The following is a 19,942-nucleotide window of genomic DNA, read 5'->3' on the forward strand; positions in this document are numbered from 1 at the left end:
CCGCAGCGTACTCTAATTCCGTTACGGATTCCAGTACCGCATCATTGTCCAAATCACCAGCAGAAGTAGAGTTTCGAAAGAAGTCTAATGAATGTGGATTGCCACTACACTCACATGGTCTTCTAATAACGTCTTGTACTTTTATGCAATTTTTAAATGCTATACGTAAGGTGAATTAATTAATAATTTTAACTTTTTAGCTGGTATAAAACGCATTACCTCTTTTTTTGGAATTATCACTATCTCTTTTGTATGAAAATTTATGCCAGGCCTAGGTTTTTTTGTGCTAGTACAAAAGCTTCCAAAACCTGCTAACGTTAATCTTTGATTGCTTGCCATTTGCTGAATATTCTTAAATATTTGCTCGACTATTTCCTCGCATATAATACTTGATAGCCCTAGCTTAGATTTTAATATGTGAGCAATTTTCTCTCTAGTAATAGTCTTAGTTGTTACCATCTGATTAAAACCGATCCCCAAGTTATTCCAGCACCGATAGCTGTAAAAAGGAGTATATCACCTTTTTTGATATTAGCATAAGATTTAAGAGAAGCAAGAGCCAAAGGGATTGAAGCAGCAGAACAATTAGCATGCTGTGCAACCGTTTTTACTACTTTACTTGGATTAATTTTTAGTCGCTCTATAACTGCATCTATAATCCTTATATTTGCCTGATGTGGAATAAAATAATTAACATCATCTATGGTAAAATTATTATTATGTAATATGTCTTCAGCTGATTTGCTCATTTTTTCTACTGCATGCCTAAAAACTTCCCGTCCTTTCATTTTTATTTTACCGCTTTTGCCATCTGTACTTACACCACCATCAGTGTAAAGAATATCAAAATAACGACCATCCGAGTAAATATTACTATCTATTATACCAGAACTATCCTCACTATATTGCAGAATTACAGTACCAGCACCATCACCGAATAAGACGCAAGTAGTTCTATCGCTCCAATCTAGTAGAGACGACATTTTTTCAGCACCAACCAGTAATATTGTTTTATATTTTCTAGATTCAATCAAAGAGTCAGCAACATGTAAACCATATACAAAACCCGAACATACTGCTTGGAGATCAAATGAAGGTACATTATTAAGCCCAAGATAACCTTGTAACTTAGAAGCTATAGAAGGAAAACTATTATCTGGAGTGGTGCTGCAGGTAATTATTAAATCTATAGATGATGCCTTTAATCCAGCATCATCTAGAGCATTCTGACTGGCTTTAAGAGCTAAATGTGACGTATATTCATCGTTCCCGGCAATGTGCCTTTGTAATATACCCGTCCTTGAGCGAATCCATTCATCGTTGGTATCAACCGATAACGATAATTCTGCATTGTTAACAATACGTTCCGGCAAATATGCACCACACCCAAGAATTTTACAAGCCATACTGGTTTATGCTACTTCTTCATCTTTTTCTTCTTTCTTCACAATAACTTGACGACCATTATATGTGCCATCAGCTAAAGATATATGATGAGGAAGTTTATATTCTCCTGTTTGAGAATCTACTACTACATTAATCTTACCAAGTGCAAGATGAGAGCGTCTCATATTACGTCTTGATTTTGATGTTTTCTTCTTTGGAACTGCCATATAGCCTCTTAAAAATTATACTTAATTTGTGAAAAAGTGTTTGTCAAATCGATGAAGCAGTATATTATATTTCCATTGCAAAATCTAGGTATTTCAAACATAAATTTTATGAAATTTTTTATAATTCGGACTTTTCTTGTTTCATCAATATTCTTTACATTATGTAGTTGTCAAACTATAGAATCAAGAGGGCAGTATGTGGATGATAATTTATTACCTACGCTTGAGGAGAGGAGGCTTAGTAAGTCCGAGGTAAAAGATTTAATTGGCACACCAACAATTGTACCTGACTATACACCGAATACTTGGTATTATATTCAACGTTCTTTAGCTAGGAGAGCATGGTTTAAACCAAAAGTGATTGAACAAAGAATAGTAAGAATTACTTTTAATAAAAATGATATAATTGAAGAAGTTTTAGTACTTAATGACTCGCATAAAGAAGATATAATGTTAATTAAAGAATATACTAAAACTTATGGTACAGAATTAAATGGACTACAAAAGTTTGTAAAAAATATTGGTAGGTTTAATAAAACTACCGACGGAAAAAATAAGAAGAAACGATAAAATCATACTTGCAATATTTCATAGATACTGTATAAACTAGAACGCTCTGATTCTGAGAATATTAGATAATCTGAGAATGTTTTAGTTGCATGTTGATATCTTAGTTAAAAATATGTTATCCCTGCGAAGGTAGCGGGATCTGTAATAGACTTGCTGCATAAATCAAAGATAGTTGAGGGATTTTTAGGAGAAACGAAGCCGAGCACCGCAGCGTACACAGACGTACGTGAGGAGCGGAGGCGAGTTTCGACGACAAAATCACCAACTAGATTGACTTATGCAGTAAGTCTAATATCTAATAGTCTTTTAGACTATTTTTTTAGATTCCGCTACCTATGTGGGAATGACATTAAGGCTATCACCATTGCTATGGCTAAAACCTTCTTTGGTTAGCTATACCAAAGAGTTTATGGCCCCTTCGTCTAGTGGTTAGGACGTTACCCTTTCACGGTGAAAACACGGGTTCGAGTCCCGTAGGGGTCACCAGTATCTTTATGTGGTAAAAATGATGTCATCCTTGCGTAGACTTTGTCAACGTGGATCACTAGTATGCCATTCTTAGCAATGGCGGAAATCTATAATATCTAATAGCCTTTGCAGGCTATTTTTTGGATTCCCGCTTTTAGCTAGGAATGACCTACTCATGATCTACGCCGGCAAAGCTATATGCGGTCGTAAGAAACAACAATATAATTGTCGAATGTAATATATTGCTTGCAAAAACTTGAAAATTGATAAATCAGTTTTCAAGTTTTTATTTTTTTATGTAAAGTTTATGATTACTACATCTTAAGGATTATATGTCACAAGATTACATGTCACAAAAGCTTGGTTTTTGGTCAGTTTTGGGTTTAGTTATTGGTAGCCAACTTGGCACTGCTATTTTGATATTACCAGCAGGTTTAGCCCCATTTGGTATTTTTAGTTTAGTTGGATGGATAGTATCTTCCTGTGGTGCCATAATAATAGCACTTTTATTTGGTATACTTTGTGCACGATTTCCACAAACAGGTGGACCTCATGTTTATTTAAAGCAGGCATTTGGCAATGATGTAGCATTCTTCACTGGCTGGACTTATTGGATTATTTCATGGGTTAGTACAGCTGTAGTAGTTATTTCAGCTGTTACATATTTAACACCTTTAATTGGTGTGCATAATAGTTTTATATGCTTAATTCTGCAAATATTATTGTTATTTGCTGTTATGTTACTAAATTTTAAAGGTATAGGAGTAGCGGGGCGTGCTGAATTTATACTAGCAATGTTAAAATTTATTCCATTAATAATAATACCAGTTGTAGCATTATATCAGTTTGATAGTAATAATTTTGTTATGGATAAGAGAATAACTAATTTAACTTTTTCTCAAATTCTTGGTGAAGTAACGTTACTGACATTTTGGGGATTTATTGGTGTAGAGTCAGCAACTGCTCAAGCTGGTTCAGTAATTAACCCATCAAAAACAATACCAAGAGCAATAGTAATGGGTACACTCTGTGTGGCTATTTTATACCTTATTAATAGTATTGGAATAATTGGTTTAATTCCACGAGAAGATTTGATACATTCTAACGCCCCTTATGTAGATGCTACTCAAATAATTTTTAGCGGTCAGTGGCATCTACTTATTTCTTTGCTTGCTTCAATTATTTGCATTGGAACGTTAAATGCTTGGGTATTAATCAGCGGACAAATTGCTTTAGGATTAGCACAAGACGGTTTAATGCCATCTTTTTTTGCTAAGAAAAATAAAAATGGAGCTCCAATTTGGAGTTTGTTTGTAAGTTGCATTGGAATATTATTATTATTGATTAGTACAACAAATGAAGATTTGTCAGAACAAGTTACCGCAATAATTAGTTTTTCAGTTCTCTCTTTTTTATTTGTATATCTAGCCTGTAGTGTAGCTTTTTTAAAATTACTGCTAGCAAAGTTAGAAGAATCTTCACTATATAAATGGTTAATTGCTTTCGGATCAATTGCTTTTTGCCTATGGATTATTTGTGAGACACCATTAAAGGTCATAATACCAGCTATCTCATTTATATTAAGCGGAGTACCGGTTTATTTTCTTTGGTATAAAAGGCAATAAATGCTTAAATTTTGTATATTGTTGTTAACTACACTATTATTACAAGGATGTAGCTCCTCATCTACCAACAAGACGCTTTTGACTATTACTACTCAGCAATTACAAAAAGATCATAAACTAAATCACGGCACTTTAATTATACAATATAATTTAGCAGCACTAAGTAAAAATAACTGCATCTATGCAAAAGATTTTGGTCTTATTATTAATAATAGCCAATATAATAAGGTTTTTTTACAAAAATTTAAAGCCAGCTGTGCTGAGAATATTAATAACCAAGCAATGATCAGGTCAACCAAGATTAAGAACCTGCTACTAAAATTAAATTGTAAGTATAAGTTCTTATCCCAAGAAGAATTACGATTTGTTCAAAAAGCTAGTAATAAAAATAGTTCCCATAATATTAATGAGCTAGCACAATTAGACAAGCTAACTGCTACTATTCCTATAATGTTACCACAATATAAAGTGAAGGTTACCAGTCATTATGGCATACGCAAACACCCTAGGAAAAAACAAAAGAAATTCCACTGTGGGACAGACTTAAAAGGCTATAGTAAATCTCCTATTTATGCCTCTGCTGATGGAATAATTACTACCGTAAGGCGAGAACGTGCTTATGGAAATTTGATAGAAATAAAACATTCAAATAAATTTATCACCAAATATGCTCACTTGAGAAAAATACATGTAAAAGAAGGAGATATGGTTATAAAAGGTCAAATGATTGGGCTTCAAGGGAATAGTGGCAATAGTACGGGGGAACATTTACATTTTGAGATTTGGCTTAATAATAAACATGTCAATCCTTTTGATTTTGTGTCACACGCTTGTAACTGTTGAAAATTTTGCTATAATAGACCTCTTGTCTAATGATTAATCTTCAAAAACAGTAAAAAAGAAGCCGTAGCTCAGCAGTATAGAGCGAGCGATTCCTAATCGCTAGGTCGGAGGTTCGAATCCCCTCGGCTTCACCAAATAAATGTAGTAAATTCCCTACATTTCCATATTTTTTTCTAATATTTTAGAACAATTAGATTTAGTTTAACAATTTAATTTAATAACTGTAATTTATTTAGGTAGTATATATGCAAAACAATTCATTTACTTTTACTAAAGAGGCTATAGACAAAATTACTCCTCCTGCATTTACAAGAGATAATAAAGGCAAAGTTATTCGTCCTGAAATTGTACAACATGTTTACATATTTAAAATTATCAAATATTTTCTGTAATACCCTAACTACAGCCTCCTGTTTCCACGCTTCAATTTCTTCATTAAACAAAGGTCTATCTAATAAAGCAAGGCTTACCCCTTGTGCAAAATAAATTAACTTCTGCAATTTTAGTTGAGTTATAGTATCTCCAGCTTCTCTATCTACTAAAACCAAGAAGTAATTAGCTATATCAAAGCAGCTTAATATTCTTTTCTATTACGTGCATAGTTCTATTTTTTTTATCTAATTACTTTTATAACACACATTTGTTATTATTAACATACTATTAGTAAGAAATTCATTTTAACTTAAATATTAATAATGTTAAGATATACTAAAAATTAGTATGTAAAGGGTATAACTATGGATAAAATTATTCAATCAAAGGTAACACTTACTCAAACTCATCTAACAACAGAGCAAAAATATACTACAGGTTTACTTTTAATAGGTACATTTTTAGAGTATTTTGATCTGATGCTGTATATTCATTTAGCAATTCTGTTAAATGATCTATTTTTTCCTAAGACTGACCCCCACGCTGCTTCACTCCTCGCTGCTTTAACTTTTTGTTTGACCTATATATTTAGACCTGTTGGTGCTTTGATTTTTGGTTATATAGGAGATAATGTTGGTTATAAAGCAACAATCATTATAACAACGTTTATAATGGCTATTTCATGTATTACTATAGCTAATTTACCTGTTTATGATCAAATAGGTATTGTCTCTACTTGGATAATTATAATATGTCGGATTCTTCAAGGTATATCTTCCGTAGGAGAGATAATAGGTGTTGAACTATATCTGACTGAAATGACCAAACCACCTATCCAATATCCAATTGTAGCGTTAGTTTCAGTTTGTACTATCATAGGAGGAATATTTGCACTTGGTTTAGCATCTTTTAGTACGTCATTTGGAATTAGTTGGCGTCTAGCTTTTTGGGCAGGTGCAACAATAGCTATTGTTGGGACAATGGCTAGGACGATGCTGAAAGAAACACCAAAATTTCTAAGACAAAAATCAGTAGTGGATAATTCTATTGGGCCGACAAAATTTAACATGACAACAATGTTAGCTTACTTCGTGATACAGTGTGGATGGCCTATATGCTTCTATTTTGCTTATATCCATTGTAGTAGCATTTTAAAAAACTCTTGTGGTTATTCGCCGGAGGCAGTAATTCATCATAATTTTCTTCTTGTAATGCTATCTTTAGTTAGCTCTTTAATTTATGCATATTTAAGTTATAAAATATACCCATTAATAATTCTTAAGGTAAGACTAGCGATATTTTGTATTTTTATTGTTAGTTGTCCTTATTTACTAGACCATTATAAAACCCCAATTGTCATATTTCTAATCCAATTAATGACGGGGCTATTTGGTATCTGTACCATGCCAGCGGATACAATTTTTTTCCGGCATATTCCTATTTTTAGACGATGTACTTACGTTAGTTTGTCTTTCGCTTTATCGCGTACTTTAATCTATATTATTGCTTCTTTTGGTCTTGTATATCTAATAGAATATTTTGGTAATTATGGGTTATTATTTCTCATGATCCCAATACCCCTAGGGTTTGCTTTTGGCATCTATCACTTTGAAAAGTTAGAGAAGCAAGCTGGTTTTATTAATCCATAGACCTTACGCATGATTTTTCTAAGATATCGGGTATCTTGTAACGTGTTAAGCGTTTCTACTATTTTTCTCATATAAACCTCTTATTATCTGAATACTAGTTTCGAGAGGTAATTTTGTGGTCACAATCCCTCTACCATAGCTAGTTAAAAAAGAGGCCTATTATAGCACTAAATTATGACCTTATCCCGAATTGACATAATACCGATACTAGAGTTAACGATAGCTGCACATAAGGCGTATAAATATCCCCTCTTTAAATTTATACTCGGTGAACTTCAAGAATTGGCGTTGTCGTGTCTAAAGATCGAAGCTGCTCACGTACTAATGTACGCTCCGCTGCTCGACTTTGACACTCCTAGCTCTTCTTGAAGTTGACCTTCGTCTACCAACTCTTCATTTACGAGCAGTATATACTGCAAAAACTTGAAGAGTTGGTAAACCAATTTTCAAGTTTTTGGGTAAAAAATAACCTAAATTTCTCTAGCACTAACCCATTGATAGGAGCTGCGATCACTAAACACTTGTCGTAAGAATTGGTTATTCAGAGCATGACTAGTTTTATAACCCGTGATGTCAGCTATTAGATGACCTCCTGTAGTATATAAATCTCCGAACAGATCGAGAAGTTTGTGCCGTACAAATTCATCTTTATATCTAAGTCCATCGTGGTTTATTATAATATCTTGATCTATACCTATAGCGTTATCGAGAGATGCACCACGTGCTAAGCCCTTGCTTTTTAAATATTCAAGTTCATGGATAAATCCAAAAGTTCTAGCATCAGCAATGTTATTCTTGAAAGACTCATTCTCTGAGAAGACTAAATTTTGCTTGCCAATAGCTTTGCTAGCAAAATCTATTGTCATATCAACTGTCATGCTATGAGCAGGGTTAGCTACTAACTCGCAATCTCTGTGAATTGCCCTAATTTCTTTTAAGATTTTTAGGTATTTCTTTGGAGCATTTTGTAATTGTCTACCAGCACATTCTATCATAAAGACGAATGGTTTACTGCTACCATCCATTATCGGGATTTCAGGACCATCGATTTCAATTATTAAATTATCGATTCCACATCCCCAAAGAGCTGCCATTAAATGTTCTATAGTTGAAACATAAATATTATGTTCATTTTTTATGGTAGTAGATAAAGAAGTTTCTGAAACATTTAAACAACTAGCTTGAATAAAATTTATCTCTTGCCTTACATCAGTTCTGACAAAAACAATACCGGTATTTTCTACAGCTGGTCTTAAAGTCATCTGAGTAATGTTACCGGAATGAACGCCTACACCATAACAACTTACTGGGTTTAGTATTGATACTTGCATTGGTTAATTTTGCTAACATTTTAGAAATTCAACTTATTTTAATGCCTTAAACAATTACATGCAAGTTACATTATGTTACAAAATATTTCACCAATCTATATACTGCTCGTAAATGAAGAGTTGATAGACGATAGAATTAAAATCATGGTAGTAGTGTGACTAGTTGTACGTGAGCATACGAATCCATGATATTTTCAAAAAACAATTCGTAGGAACAGAAGAGTATACCTTACTCTGTTGAATCTGGAAGTCTGTTCTTCAGTATAAAAGGTAGTTGTAGTAAAAAGAAAATGATCGTTATAGGTATTGCTCCAAATATTTTAAATATAACCCATGTAGATTCTGCAAAATTACGCCATATTATTTCATTTAACACTGCCATAAACAGTAAAAAACCAGCAGATCTATAGCTTAAAATATTCCAGTTCTTATCTTCAAGTTGGACAAAATGATTAAACATATATTTCAAAAAAGCCTTATTTCTTATGGCACTGATAAAAAATGTACTACTAAAAATTACATATAGAATAGTTGGTTTGATTTTGATATACATAGAGTTACCACTAATCAAAACTATACTAGCTGAGACTAACAACACTCCAGAAGATACTAAGGAGGATTTGGAAACTTTGCCTTCTATAAGATAACACAGACTAATACAAATAATTGAAGTAATAAGTATATATAACGTCGCACTTTGTATACTACCGCCATAAAAATAGCCAATAAAAAAAGCTATAAGCGGAGCAACTTCTGATAAAAAATTAATCATAAATAGTTTTATTTCTCTGTTACTACTTTTGTGTGTCTGATTTTTATTTGTATTAAGATATTAATTAAACCTAGAGTGCAAACATAAAAAACAACTTGTAATCCGTTAGGTCTAGCAATATATCCAGTAATCATTTTTAGGAATTTACCATAGATACTTCTGTCAGAAATGAGCCAAGAGCTATCCCAAAGCTGGTCGGATAAAATAGTAATAATCCCTGAAGAACTCAATATACCAGCAGCTTCTGCTGCAAAACCACTAGCAACAAGCATTAATAAAATGGAAGATATACGAAATATATATTGTTGGTTTACTATTTTTATTAAACCTAAATAGATAATGACACCCAAAGTTAGACCACTGACTATACCAATAATTAATCCTAATAGATAGCTATTACTGTCAATAATTTCGACTGAAGAAATACTATAAACTAATATAATAATTTCCATTCCTTCTCGAAGAATAGTTGCCGCAACAATCAGTACTAGCATTATATAACTACTATCACCGCTACTAATTTTTACAGACAAATCATTAAGATTTTGTTTTATCTTAATACCATAACCTTGCATCCATACTATAGTCCAACCAATTAATGCAACTGTTAACAAAATAACTCCAGAGTTAAATATCTCATCACCTAGACCACTAAATGCTACGGTTATACTACGAGTAAAGAAAGCGAATAACGCAGCAGAAACTGTACCAAGCATGACTCCAGCAATTATATAAATTCTAGATTTTTCTAATTGTTTTGTCACAGCAAGTATTACACCAAGCAACAAAGCTATTTCTAGGCATTCCCTGAATACCACTAATGCTATTTTAAACATCTAAACCTAAATAAATTTAATTAACAATGAGAGCCCCTTGTGCTGTCTCTTGATGAAAGTCTCCAAAAAAATCATATTTACCCGGGGCTAAAGGGGCAAGGATGATATTTATAGAGTCATTTGGCATAATAATCTTTTCGCGGTGCAGATCATGACTCTCAAACTCTTCTACTGTACTATCTTGGTTGTGGATAGTAAAACGAATCTTCTTACCACTTTCTACTCTAATAATATTTGGCTCAAATCTATGATTCTTTATAACCGTTACAATTTCTACTATATTAGTATCTACATCATTCTTAGATGTGCTTTTATGATTAATTGCAAAAATTATTACACCCACCACTAGAATAATACCTCCAAAAAATTGAAGGATAGTTTTTTTTCCCATAGTTTTAACTTGAAAGTTTTATTAAAGTTACAAAATACACCAATACAATCATAGCTACAAGCACATATAACAGAGTGTAGTTTTTTTGTTTTTTATGGTTCTTTATTTTTTTGGATAAATTCATAAGCACCCTCCCTATATTATACAATATATTAGATTTCCACTAAGTCATCAAGAATCAAATATTTTTTATAACAATACTTTGTTTCTCCTCTAACCAATTAATGATTAAACTGAACAAGATTCTAGAATTAGCTATTGATAAAATGATAAAATCTTGTATACATAGTATCTGTACAATGGGTGAAGATTAATTGACAACCAAGTAAATAATAGTGTCTATAAGTTCAAATCTTCTACAATTTTTTATGTTAGACAATGTTGCTAAGATTTTTTTAAGTTTTAGTCATGATATAGTCATTATCCCATTACTGATACTAGGCTATATTTGGTTAGAGCAAAAAGTGTTTTTTAATGCAATATGTTTAATATTAATAAGTATGTTATTTAATTTTGCTCTAAAAATTACATTTCAAGTACCACTATCCACTCATATTGGTAAACAAGGCTTTGCTTTTCCAAGTGGTCATATGCAGTCTTCAGTTGTTTTGTATGGTTGGCTGATGACAAAAACACAAAGCCGTATATGTAAAATTCTTATAACTGGCTTGCTATTTGGAATAGGAGTGAGTTTAGTCTATTTTGGCTATCATAATTATTTTGATATTCTAGGAGCCATATTTTTTGGTTCTTTATTAATAGCCTTTTATACATTTCTTGCAAGCACAAAAAAGCAAATATTGCCAGCAATTTTATTGACTTTTACTACATTTTTGATGTTGTACATTGCATCTATACATAAGGTAGAAGAACATCTATATATGGCATATTACGCTCTTATTGGAGTAATATTTTCTGAAAACATTTTTACAAAAAAAATAACAATTATAAATCTACGAAGCAAAATATCAGCAACAATACTGTGTTTTTTCATGCTCTTTATAGTCAAAATGCTTTTTACAATTGGTTATATCTCCTCTTTACCATTAGCTATCAGGCAAATACAATGGGCTATAATCGGATTTTGTATCCCAGCATCAGTTTTTATTGCAAACTATATTAATCATTATAAGCATTCTTTCCATGATAGATTCTAGTTGGATTGTAGAAATAAGAACAGATTTTCTAACAACCATATTTAAGTTATTTCCATTTTTTGCTAGTGATTACTTTTATATTACCATTACTGCTTTAGGATATTGGTTAAATCCATCGGCATTATTATTTAGATCATTAGGATTTTTAATACCTTTTTGTACTTTACTTAATTGCTTGTTAAAGAATTTATTTAAAATATCGCGTCCTGACATATCTTTACATTTAATATCTGTGTATGATCCTTTTGGCTTTCCTAGTGGTGATGTTCAAGTGGCAACCACTTTTTGGCTAGCAATCTTTTTAAGTCTTAAAAATAGTCCTTTCAAGTATTTATGCTTACTGCCAATAATTGGTATTGGTCTTTCAAGAGTATATCTTGGTGTTCATAGTATATATGATGTAATTGGTGGTTTGATATTTGGATTTTGTGTTTTACATATATGGAAAACATATTTAGAAAGAGCATTGCTTGTAGAAGTGTTTCAACATAGTTGCAAAAAATTTTGGTTTTTACTTGCTATAATAATTCCACTATACACCATAGTGTCTCAATCTTTACCATGGCCACCTATGATACCGATGGCAATAGGAGCTCTCATTGGCTTTGGGCTATCCTTACGATGGATAGCAAATCAGGCAGTTGGTCTACAGCACAAAATTAGTATTCCAACCGCTCTAATATCCCTAGCCATTTTAATTGGCATAGCAAAATTCATACCTACTGTAAAAATAAACATTTTTATTTTCTATTGTAGTATTATATTAAAATATAGTTTTCTTGTTTTTGGAATTTTTGTATTAATTCCTAGTACTATCTCTAAGATCACTAGGTCTAATAAAATTGATATATTAGACTTCTTTCGAAACTAGACAATGATGTAGAATGGTGTTATAAATATCTGATTTGAAGTAATAATGAAATTCGAACATATTAAAGAGTTAGAGGATGAAAAATTTCGTCGATTAACAGGAGTAAGGAAGGGAACATTCTCAAAGATGGTGGATATTTTGAGGCAAGCTGATGGTCTTAAGAAATCAAAAGGAGGGCGTAAAAATAAGCTCAATTTGGAGGAACAGTTGCTTATGACCTTAGAATATCTTAGAGAATACCGTACTTATTTCCATATAGGCCAGAACTATGGGATTAGTGAAAGTTCAGCATATAAAGCTGTTAAATGGGTAGAAGACACCCTAGTTAAACACCCAAACTTTGCTCTTCCAGGTCGTAAAGCTCTAATGAAGAGTGATATGAATTATGAAGTAGTCTTGATTGATGCTACTGAGACTCCAATAGAAAGACCTAAAAAAAACAAAAATTCTATTATTCAGGAAAGAAGAAAAGGCATACACTAAAAACTCAAATAGTGGTGGACAAGAAAACACACCAAGTAATATGTACAGATTTTTCTAACGGTAAGAAACATGACTTTAGATTATTTAAGGAATCCAAAATTCTTATCCATCCTAAGGTTAAAGCGATTACTGATACAGGATATCAAGGTATACAAAAAATTCGCAATAATTCTGAATTACCAAAGAAAAAAAGCAAGAAAAATTCTTTAACTAAAAATAGACCTTGACTAAAATAGTCTCTAAGATAATAAGTACCCTCTTTAATTACTTATAACACATTCTTAAGATATAAGGTCTATTGTTAAAAATTCTCTTAAATTATGTTCATATCCACCAGTAGGTTCAAAGACAACAATTAACTCAGATAAGGCAGGATAGTATTTATTAATAGTGCTAAGCATAGTAGTAAAGCCATGTTGATCATTGGTAACTTCAAAAGCCTTGTTGGTAGCTGGTAGATAGATATTTAAAGTTTTTTTACTAACGTCTACACCAATATAAGTTGTTGTCATATAGAGCCTCATGATTTATATTAATAATAGGATATGCAAGGTTTAAATCTTATGACATCCGTTCGTAGTCTTTATCCAAAACAGGATGGGTCTTTGCTGAGGTATGAAGTCTTTAAAATTCAAAGCTTCAATTCGAATACAGTTTACCCATCCTACCACTATATATAACTGATCATGTTATATTTATCATGGTTTTTTTATTGTATGAATTAGATATAAGAATTAATAATTCTTATATCTAATTAGCTTGTTATAAGGAAAAATATACTCTTGAAGCGGCTGACGCAAGTACATTTTAACTTTTTTCATCATTCAATATGTGATTTTAATTATTAAAATCACATATTGAATGGAGTATTATATTTTAACAATCAGGTGGCAGCCGCTTCAAACCTGATTGTTTCTATATATAACACTGAATTCGATGTAACTTGTTACATCGAATTCAGGTTCAAATAAGTATGGATGGCAAAGGTAGAGCTTTGGACAACGTATTTATTGAGCGATTTTGGTGTTCGTTGAAACAGGAAAAAATTTGTCGAATAATTTTAACAATTGTAAAGAATGTAAAAGTAGCTATTAAGGAATATATCGATTTTTATAACCAAGAAAGAATGCACCAAGCATTGGGGTATAAGACTCCTAGCTCGATGTACTATAAACAAAAAGTTGCATAATAGTGACAATAATAATTTCATGGGAATTATATCTCTAAATTGCTAAATTTTTGTCTAAACAATGGCGACCACATCTCAGTATGTATTCCTTTTATTTGTCTTTAAAACTCTAGAATTTGTTCCCATGCATTCGAATCTATGTAATACTTAACTCTAGTAGTACTTTTGGCTTTGATAACCGAAGACTACCACTTCTCCTTATATAAAGTTAAATTTTTTGTTCACAGAGCATAATATAAAGAAATAAGAAAATGAATAAATATTTTATATTATTAATAATGTTAATCGTGCCTAATAATTCATTTGCTCAACAACAAAGATATATATCTAATTTTATTACACCAGTTACTTATTTTGTTGATCATGTTAAACAACTAAATTTGCTCAAAAATAATTTAATTAAACATAGACAAGCGAGTATTATAGGAATCAGTGGCATGGGGAAAACCCAACTTGTTAGGATGTACTCTTATGAAAATCAAAATGATTATAAACTTATTTGGTTTATTGATTGTAATTTGGATATTAATCAAGAATTACTAAAACTAGCAAAAGTGATTAATAGTACTACTAAATCTAATTTAATATCAGAAGATATTAAATCAATACGAAAAGAAGTAATGAGCTATTTATCGAGTCAAGAAAAATGGTTGCTGATATTTGATAATCTAAAGGTAAGTGAAAATAAAAAAGTTCAAGAATTTGTTGATTGGGAACATAATGGGCATGTTATATTTTGCTCCCAAGATAGTGAAATATTACCAAACATAGTTAAAATGACTGCATTTGAAAAAGGTGACGTCCGTACTCTTGCTAACAATATTTTAGAACATAGTGACCCAAAATCAGCAGAATTCTTGATCGAGGAATTTGCTGGTTATCCTATCATGATAGTACAAGGTGCACAATTATTAAATAATATACAAGGTTTAGATAGCGAAGGATATAAGAACAAAATCCAACAATCATCAGATAGAATTAAATCGAACATTATATTAGCTATCAATGAATTAAAGCCAAGTGCAAGAAATTTATTAAATAAAATAGCTATGATAAATAATCAAAGTTTTTCAAAAGAACTTTTAAAAATTATCACTGATAATCAAAATACTCTTGACGATGATATTTATCAATTATCTAAATTTACCTTAATATCTAACATTGTTCCTAATAGCACTAATCCTATTTTTGAAATGCACGATGTTATTGCTCAGAAAATAGCTGAGATTAATGGTAGCAGAAATAATAAAGCTTATTTAGAGGATATTGTTAGCAAATTAATGAATTATATACCACAGACTACAGTAAAAGCTCATATTTTTAGAAATGCTAAAACTATGCCAGAAAATCTTGAAATAATTTTAAGAAATTCAGAAAAATATAATGCAAATATATATAAAATTATGGAACTTAATTATCAAATAATGAGCCAATATAACAATTCTCTTAATGCTTCTATTACAGAAAAGAAGATTAACTGGTTTAATAAAGTTGATCAGGAAGGAAAATTTAAGTTATGGTTAATGAATAATAAAGAGAAATATGTATATTTAAAGTATATACAAACAATAGGTAATTACTATAGGAGTTATTCTAATTATAGAATAGCAATGAAGTATTTTATAAGAGCACAAGAAATATTTGAGAATATCAAAGGTTATGAATCTGACAAATGGACTTTATTTTATAGTTTAGCAAGGTGTAATATTGTATTTGGAGAGGTGCAAGAAGCTGAGAAAAACGTTCTAATGATAGAACAAATGCTCAATGATGGTTTAATAGATCAAAGCGACCTAGCACATATACATTTTATTAAAGCACAGTTATTATTTATACAAGAGAAAACTGAATCATTAGATGAAATTAATAAAACTATAGAAACATGTATTAAAAATGGGATAAGTCCTGACGATCTATTGCTTATACCTCCTTATATACTTAAAGTAGAAATATTAAATTATCTTGAAGAATATCAAAAAGCATATGAGCAAGCTAAGAGATTATATAATTTATGTGAACATTGCAAAACGCCTGAAATACTTGGTGAAATCTATCGTATAATGGCAAGAAGTGAGTTAGGATTAGGTATGCTAGACCAAGCTTTAGAGCATATTAACCAGACTATCTCTATATTTTTAGCCTGTGAGCGTATGACTTCTAAAGATGCGGATTTTTTGGAAGTTCCAGAGCTAGCAATAAGCTACGTAGTACAAGGTGATATTCTATTTGCCCAAGATAATATAAAAGCAGCAATAGAATCCTATAATAAGGCCTATACCATATATTATTATTTATATAGAGATAATCGTAAGAATGTAGCTCAAGTTAGTTACTTATATAGTCAAGGAGCTAAAGCTGCATGTAAAGCAAAAAACTTATTTAGTTATAAATTTTTTGGTAAACCGCAAGTCAAGGAATTTGGGATAAAGCACCCTAATACTGTATCTATGTTTGAGTATTGTAAACAATATGATATGGATTTATGGGCTAAAGAAAAATAGATTTAGGTCTGATACTTGCTATAAAATCAATAGTTGACAATAGTTAAGTAATATAGTTAAATAAATTGAGATAAGAAGGAATATGAATGAACAAACCAAAGATAAGATAATAATATAACTTTTCTGAAACCATTAACTAGCAAAGAAAATGAATAAATATTTTATATTGTTAATAACATTATTAATAATACCTCTTAATTCATTTGCCCAAGATCAAGCATCTAACCGGATATCTAATTTTGTTGCACCAGTTACTTATTTTGTTAATCATGTTAAACAACTAAATTTGCTCAAAAATAATTTAATTAAATATCGACAAGCAAGTATTATAGGTACTAGTGGTATGGGAAAAACACAACTTGCTAGAATGTATTCTTATGAAAATCAAAATAATTATAAACTTATTTGGTTTATTGACTGTAATTTAGATATTAATCAAGAATTGCTAAAGCTAGCAAAAGCTATTAATGCTACTTCTAAATCTAATTTAATATCAGAAGATATTAAATTAGTACGAAAAGAAGTAATGAACTATTTATCCAGTCAAGATAAATGGTTGCTGATATTTGATAATCTAAAGGTAAGTGAAAATAAAAAAATTCAAGAATTTGTTGATTGGGAACATAATGGGCATGTTATATTTTGCTCCCAAGATAGTGAAATATTACCAAACATAGTTAAAATGACTGCATTTGAAAAAGGTGACGTCCGTACTCTTGCTAACAATATTTTAGAACATAGTGACCCAAAATCAGCAGAATTCTTGATCGAGGAATTTGCTGGTTATCCTATCCTGATAGTACAAGGTGTACAATTATTAAATAATGTACAGGGTTTAGATAGAGAAGGATATAGGAAAGAAATCCAAGTATCAACAGATAAAATTAAATTGAATATTGTATTAGCTATCAATGAATTAAAGCCAAGTGCTAAAAATTTACTAAATAAAATAGCCTTAATAAATAATCAAAGTTTCTCGAAAGAACTACTAAGTTATATTACTGACGATAAAAGTACCTTGGATGATGATATTTACCAACTCTCTAAATTTTCCTTAATATCTAACATTGATCCCAATGATACTAACCCTGTCTTTGAAATGCATGATGTCATTGCTGAAAAAATAGCCGAGATTAATTGTGGTGAGGATAATAAAGCTTATTTAGAGGATATTATTACTAAATTAGTTGGATGTGTGCCAAAGAGTTTGATAAAAGCCCAGCTTTTTAGGGAAACGAAAACTATGCATGAAAATTTTGAGATACTTAGTAGAAATGCTGAGAAATATAATACTAATATATATAAAATTATGCAACTGAATATGCAACTAATGGTACGAACTATTAATTGTTTCGATTATCCTAATGCAGAAAAGTTAGTTAATTGGTTCAATAGAAATGATCAAAATGGTACTGGCAAGTTTAAATTATGGTTGATGAATAATGATGAAAAATATGCATATGCACGTTATATACAGGTTATAGGTTGGTATCATAGAATTTGTTCTAATAATAGGGTGGCAATAAATTATTATACAAGAGCGAAGGGAATATTAGATAATGTTAAAGGTTATGAATCTTTCAAATGGACTGTATTTTTTAGTTTAGCAACATATAATATTATATTAGGACAGGGGCAAGAAGCAGAAGAAAACATTCAAGTTATGGAGCAAATGCTTAATGAAGGTTTAATGGACAAAAGTGATATATCTTACATATATAGCGCTAGGGCAAGCTTATTATTTATACAAGGTAAGTATAGTGAATCATTAGAGCAAACTAATAAAGCTATAGAAATATCCATAAAAAATGGAAAAAGTCCCAATGATATATCTCTTATAAATCCTTACCTTCGTAAAGCAGAAATATTGAATTATCTTAAAGAATGCCAAGAATCATATGTTCAACTTGAACAATTATATAATTTGTATAAATCTTCTAAAAAAGAGGAACATGAAATATTTGGTCGTATTTATAGTCAAATGGCAAGAAGTGCGTTAGGATTGGGAAATCTAGACCAAGCCTCAGAACATGTTAACCAGGCTATCTCCATATTCCTAGCCAATGAGCATAGGAATCACAAAGGAGCAGATTATTCGGAAAACCTCAACTTAGCGGCTAGTTATGTAGTGCAAGGTGATATTCTATTTGCCCAAGATAATATAGAAGAAGCTATAAAATCCTATAATAAAGCTTATAGCATATATTATTATTTGTATAGAGATAATCGTAAGAATGTAGCTCAAGTTAGTTACTTATATACTCAAGGAGCTAAAGCTGCATGTAAAGCAAAAAACTTATTTAGTTATAAGTTTTTTGGTAAACCGCAAGTAAAGGAATTTGGGATAAAACACCCTAATACTGTATCTATGTTTGAATATTGTAAACAATATGATATGGATATATGGGTAAAAGAAAACTAGGTTGTATTGACAAAGCAACAACCGCCATTGGCATCCTGAACATGTTATGTACCATATTGCTTCAATAAACCGTCTAACCTTATCCTCATTTCTTGTTTTTATAGTCGCTCCGTCAAAAGTCTAGAGATATAATATCCACTATGTTTATCAAGTAAAAAAATATAGAGAATCCATAAGAAAATGCTATAATATGGGCATAAACCTTATGGATTAGTTGATTTATGCCGATAGAAAATACCCGAATTCGCGTAATGCAATAAATTATCCGTTATTTAGATACTAAGGCAGCATATGGCAAGACCCGATTTCACCAATTCAGACAATATCATAAAAGAAATGATTAGAGTAAATCATGCTGGAGAATATGGGGCTAAACGAATTTATCAAGGGCAATTAAATTATTGCAAAAACCACGAAGATTCCTCTACAATAAAACATATGATGCAGCAAGAAGAAGTACATTTGAGCTACTTTACTAACTTGTTATTACAACATAATGTTAGACCAACTATTTTGATACCATTTTGGCATATTATTGGCTATGTACTTGGTAGTGGATCGATATTGATAGGAACAGAAACTGCCATGCTACTAACGCAAAGTGTAGAAGAAGTGATTGAACAACATTATCAGAAACAAATAGATTATCTCGAATTGTATAATTTAGAGAAAGAATTAGTAAATAGCATAAAACAATTTCAGGCTGAGGAAATTGAACATAAAGATATAGCTCTAGTACAAGGTAGTAGTAAGGTAGTATTTGCTTCCTTAATTAATAAAGTTATTAAATTAATGTGTAATATGGCTATTAATGTGAGTAAAAAAGTTTAAGTTACTCAAATAGAAATA

19 protein-coding genes, 2 tRNA genes and 2 pseudogenes are annotated in these 19,942 nt (G+C 31.0%); 14 read left to right on the forward strand and 9 right to left on the reverse strand.

Annotation, left to right across the window (positions count from 1 at the left end):
* Nucleotides 1-159: 159 nt before the first annotated feature.
* Genes AAGD26_RS04760 through rpmF form a run of 3 tightly spaced genes read right to left on the reverse strand, consistent with a single transcriptional unit; the run spans nucleotide 160 to nucleotide 1,613 of the window.
* On the reverse strand, nucleotides 160-459 hold the full coding sequence (locus AAGD26_RS04760) for an HU family DNA-binding protein (protein WP_341751315.1): 300 nt from the start codon (nucleotides 457-459) through the stop codon (nucleotides 160-162).
* Nucleotides 453-1,406, reverse strand: coding sequence for a beta-ketoacyl-ACP synthase III (locus AAGD26_RS04765; protein WP_341751316.1), 954 nt, complete (start codon nucleotides 1,404-1,406; stop codon nucleotides 453-455). The genes AAGD26_RS04760 and AAGD26_RS04765 overlap by 7 nt, the downstream gene beginning before the upstream one ends.
* Before the next feature lie 6 nt (nucleotides 1,407-1,412).
* Nucleotides 1,413-1,613: a 50S ribosomal protein L32 gene (gene rpmF, locus AAGD26_RS04770; protein ID WP_341751317.1), complete on the reverse strand. Its 201-nt coding sequence runs from the start codon at nucleotides 1,611-1,613 to the stop codon at nucleotides 1,413-1,415.
* 108 nt (nucleotides 1,614-1,721) lie between these two features.
* On the opposite strand from rpmF, the gene AAGD26_RS04775 reads away from it, so the two are divergent.
* The 6 genes from AAGD26_RS04775 to AAGD26_RS04800 all read left to right on the forward strand — a co-directional run bounded on the left by AAGD26_RS04775 (nucleotide 1,722) and on the right by AAGD26_RS04800 (nucleotide 5,511).
* Nucleotides 1,722-2,183 carry an outer membrane protein assembly factor BamE gene (locus AAGD26_RS04775; protein ID WP_341751318.1) on the forward strand — a complete coding sequence of 154 codons (462 nt, stop codon included), beginning with the start codon at nucleotides 1,722-1,724 and terminating at the stop codon, nucleotides 2,181-2,183.
* A 411-nt stretch (nucleotides 2,184-2,594) separates the two neighbouring features.
* Nucleotides 2,595-2,669, forward strand: a tRNA-Glu gene (locus tag AAGD26_RS04780).
* A gap of 329 nt (nucleotides 2,670-2,998) precedes the next feature.
* Complete coding sequence (locus tag AAGD26_RS04785; RefSeq protein ID WP_341752318.1) at nucleotides 2,999-4,276, forward strand: APC family permease; 1,278 nt, start codon at nucleotides 2,999-3,001, stop codon at nucleotides 4,274-4,276.
* Nucleotides 4,277-5,119, forward strand: a complete 843-nt coding sequence (locus tag AAGD26_RS04790; protein WP_341751319.1) for a M23 family metallopeptidase — start codon at nucleotides 4,277-4,279, stop codon at nucleotides 5,117-5,119. It abuts the gene before it with no gap.
* A gap of 57 nt (nucleotides 5,120-5,176) precedes the next feature.
* A tRNA-Arg gene (locus tag AAGD26_RS04795) sits at nucleotides 5,177-5,253 on the forward strand.
* 111 nt (nucleotides 5,254-5,364) lie between these two features.
* Nucleotides 5,365-5,511, forward strand: coding sequence for a hypothetical protein (locus AAGD26_RS04800; protein WP_341752353.1), 147 nt, complete (start codon nucleotides 5,365-5,367; stop codon nucleotides 5,509-5,511).
* A gap of 30 nt (nucleotides 5,512-5,541) precedes the next feature.
* On the opposite strand, the pseudogene AAGD26_RS04805 reads toward AAGD26_RS04800, so the two are convergent.
* Nucleotides 5,542-5,667, reverse strand: a pseudogene (locus tag AAGD26_RS04805) (hypothetical protein); the annotation flags it as partial.
* Nucleotides 5,668-5,856: 189 nt separating this feature from the next.
* Here AAGD26_RS04805 and AAGD26_RS04810 point away from each other — a divergent pair.
* Complete coding sequence (locus AAGD26_RS04810; RefSeq protein ID WP_341751320.1) at nucleotides 5,857-7,140, forward strand: MFS transporter; 1,284 nt, start codon at nucleotides 5,857-5,859, stop codon at nucleotides 7,138-7,140.
* 470 nt (nucleotides 7,141-7,610) lie between these two features.
* On the opposite strand, the gene lpxC is transcribed toward AAGD26_RS04810, so the two are convergent.
* The 4 genes from lpxC to AAGD26_RS04830 all read right to left on the reverse strand — a co-directional run bounded on the left by lpxC (nucleotide 7,611) and on the right by AAGD26_RS04830 (nucleotide 10,470).
* The gene (gene lpxC, locus AAGD26_RS04815) at nucleotides 7,611-8,471 is read right to left on the reverse strand and encodes a UDP-3-O-acyl-N-acetylglucosamine deacetylase (protein WP_341751321.1); all 861 of its coding nucleotides are present in this window, start codon (nucleotides 8,469-8,471) and stop codon (nucleotides 7,611-7,613) included.
* A 229-nt stretch (nucleotides 8,472-8,700) separates the two neighbouring features.
* Nucleotides 8,701-9,243 carry a septation protein A gene (locus tag AAGD26_RS04820; protein WP_341751322.1) on the reverse strand — a complete coding sequence of 181 codons (543 nt, stop codon included), beginning with the start codon at nucleotides 9,241-9,243 and terminating at the stop codon, nucleotides 8,701-8,703.
* 8 nt (nucleotides 9,244-9,251) lie between these two features.
* Complete coding sequence (locus tag AAGD26_RS04825) at nucleotides 9,252-10,079, reverse strand: FTR1 family protein (RefSeq protein ID WP_341751323.1); 828 nt, start codon at nucleotides 10,077-10,079, stop codon at nucleotides 9,252-9,254.
* A 16-nt stretch (nucleotides 10,080-10,095) separates the two neighbouring features.
* Nucleotides 10,096-10,470, reverse strand: coding sequence for a cupredoxin domain-containing protein (locus AAGD26_RS04830; protein WP_341751324.1), 375 nt, complete (start codon nucleotides 10,468-10,470; stop codon nucleotides 10,096-10,098).
* Between the two features lie 368 nt (nucleotides 10,471-10,838).
* Between AAGD26_RS04830 and AAGD26_RS04835 the strand changes: the two genes are divergently transcribed.
* From AAGD26_RS04835 to AAGD26_RS04845, 3 genes and pseudogenes are all read left to right on the forward strand, one after another.
* Complete coding sequence (locus tag AAGD26_RS04835) at nucleotides 10,839-11,627, forward strand: phosphatase PAP2 family protein (protein WP_341751325.1); 789 nt, start codon at nucleotides 10,839-10,841, stop codon at nucleotides 11,625-11,627.
* Complete coding sequence (locus tag AAGD26_RS04840) at nucleotides 11,614-12,498, forward strand: phosphatase PAP2 family protein (protein WP_341751326.1); 885 nt, start codon at nucleotides 11,614-11,616, stop codon at nucleotides 12,496-12,498. The genes AAGD26_RS04835 and AAGD26_RS04840 overlap by 14 nt, the downstream gene beginning before the upstream one ends.
* Nucleotides 12,499-12,543: 45 nt before the next feature.
* A pseudogene (locus AAGD26_RS04845) lies at nucleotides 12,544-13,196 on the forward strand (IS5 family transposase); the annotation flags it as partial.
* 66 nt (nucleotides 13,197-13,262) lie between these two features.
* Here AAGD26_RS04845 and AAGD26_RS04850 read toward each other — a convergent pair.
* Nucleotides 13,263-13,493, reverse strand: coding sequence for a hypothetical protein (locus AAGD26_RS04850; RefSeq protein WP_341751327.1), 231 nt, complete (start codon nucleotides 13,491-13,493; stop codon nucleotides 13,263-13,265).
* Between the two features lie 461 nt (nucleotides 13,494-13,954).
* On the opposite strand from AAGD26_RS04850, the gene AAGD26_RS04855 reads away from it, so the two are divergent.
* From AAGD26_RS04855 to AAGD26_RS04870, 4 genes are all read left to right on the forward strand, one after another.
* Complete coding sequence (locus AAGD26_RS04855; RefSeq protein WP_341751328.1) at nucleotides 13,955-14,170, forward strand: integrase core domain-containing protein; 216 nt, start codon at nucleotides 13,955-13,957, stop codon at nucleotides 14,168-14,170.
* Between the two features lie 251 nt (nucleotides 14,171-14,421).
* The gene (locus AAGD26_RS04860; RefSeq protein ID WP_341751329.1) at nucleotides 14,422-16,671 is read left to right on the forward strand and encodes a tetratricopeptide repeat protein; all 2,250 of its coding nucleotides are present in this window, start codon (nucleotides 14,422-14,424) and stop codon (nucleotides 16,669-16,671) included.
* A 148-nt stretch (nucleotides 16,672-16,819) separates the two neighbouring features.
* Nucleotides 16,820-19,093: a tetratricopeptide repeat protein gene (locus tag AAGD26_RS04865; protein WP_341751330.1), complete on the forward strand. Its 2,274-nt coding sequence runs from the start codon at nucleotides 16,820-16,822 to the stop codon at nucleotides 19,091-19,093.
* A gap of 291 nt (nucleotides 19,094-19,384) precedes the next feature.
* Nucleotides 19,385-19,924, forward strand: coding sequence for a demethoxyubiquinone hydroxylase family protein (locus AAGD26_RS04870; protein WP_341751331.1), 540 nt, complete (start codon nucleotides 19,385-19,387; stop codon nucleotides 19,922-19,924).
* Nucleotides 19,925-19,942 lie beyond the last annotated feature (18 nt).

Source organism: Candidatus Tisiphia endosymbiont of Piscicola geometra (assembly GCF_964026415.1).
Taxonomy (GTDB): domain Bacteria; phylum Pseudomonadota; class Alphaproteobacteria; order Rickettsiales; family Rickettsiaceae; genus Tisiphia.

What these genes read in the sequence shown, in the direction of transcription:
- AAGD26_RS04760 (WP_341751315.1), bottom strand. Translation starts at nt 459, where the DNA reads ATGGTAACAACTAAGACTATTACTAGAGAGAAAATTGCTCACATATTA.
- AAGD26_RS04765 (WP_341751316.1), bottom strand. Translation starts at nt 1,406, where the DNA reads ATGGCTTGTAAAATTCTTGGGTGTGGTGCATATTTGCCGGAACGTATT.
- rpmF (WP_341751317.1), bottom strand. Translation starts at nt 1,613, where the DNA reads ATGGCAGTTCCAAAGAAGAAAACATCAAAATCAAGACGTAATATGAGA.
- AAGD26_RS04775 (WP_341751318.1), top strand. Translation starts at nt 1,722, where the DNA reads ATGAAATTTTTTATAATTCGGACTTTTCTTGTTTCATCAATATTCTTT.
- AAGD26_RS04785 (WP_341752318.1), top strand. Translation starts at nt 2,999, where the DNA reads ATGTCACAAAAGCTTGGTTTTTGGTCAGTTTTGGGTTTAGTTATTGGT.
- AAGD26_RS04790 (WP_341751319.1), top strand. Translation starts at nt 4,277, where the DNA reads ATGCTTAAATTTTGTATATTGTTGTTAACTACACTATTATTACAAGGA.
- AAGD26_RS04800 (WP_341752353.1), top strand. Translation starts at nt 5,365, where the DNA reads ATGCAAAACAATTCATTTACTTTTACTAAAGAGGCTATAGACAAAATT.
- AAGD26_RS04810 (WP_341751320.1), top strand. Translation starts at nt 5,857, where the DNA reads ATGGATAAAATTATTCAATCAAAGGTAACACTTACTCAAACTCATCTA.
- lpxC (WP_341751321.1), bottom strand. Translation starts at nt 8,471, where the DNA reads ATGCAAGTATCAATACTAAACCCAGTAAGTTGTTATGGTGTAGGCGTT.
- AAGD26_RS04820 (WP_341751322.1), bottom strand. Translation starts at nt 9,243, where the DNA reads ATGATTAATTTTTTATCAGAAGTTGCTCCGCTTATAGCTTTTTTTATT.
- AAGD26_RS04825 (WP_341751323.1), bottom strand. Translation starts at nt 10,079, where the DNA reads ATGTTTAAAATAGCATTAGTGGTATTCAGGGAATGCCTAGAAATAGCT.
- AAGD26_RS04830 (WP_341751324.1), bottom strand. Translation starts at nt 10,470, where the DNA reads ATGGGAAAAAAAACTATCCTTCAATTTTTTGGAGGTATTATTCTAGTG.
- AAGD26_RS04835 (WP_341751325.1), top strand. Translation starts at nt 10,839, where the DNA reads ATGTTAGACAATGTTGCTAAGATTTTTTTAAGTTTTAGTCATGATATA.
- AAGD26_RS04840 (WP_341751326.1), top strand. Translation starts at nt 11,614, where the DNA reads ATGATAGATTCTAGTTGGATTGTAGAAATAAGAACAGATTTTCTAACA.
- AAGD26_RS04850 (WP_341751327.1), bottom strand. Translation starts at nt 13,493, where the DNA reads ATGACAACAACTTATATTGGTGTAGACGTTAGTAAAAAAACTTTAAAT.
- AAGD26_RS04855 (WP_341751328.1), top strand. Translation starts at nt 13,955, where the DNA reads ATGGATGGCAAAGGTAGAGCTTTGGACAACGTATTTATTGAGCGATTT.
- AAGD26_RS04860 (WP_341751329.1), top strand. Translation starts at nt 14,422, where the DNA reads ATGAATAAATATTTTATATTATTAATAATGTTAATCGTGCCTAATAAT.
- AAGD26_RS04865 (WP_341751330.1), top strand. Translation starts at nt 16,820, where the DNA reads ATGAATAAATATTTTATATTGTTAATAACATTATTAATAATACCTCTT.
- AAGD26_RS04870 (WP_341751331.1), top strand. Translation starts at nt 19,385, where the DNA reads ATGGCAAGACCCGATTTCACCAATTCAGACAATATCATAAAAGAAATG.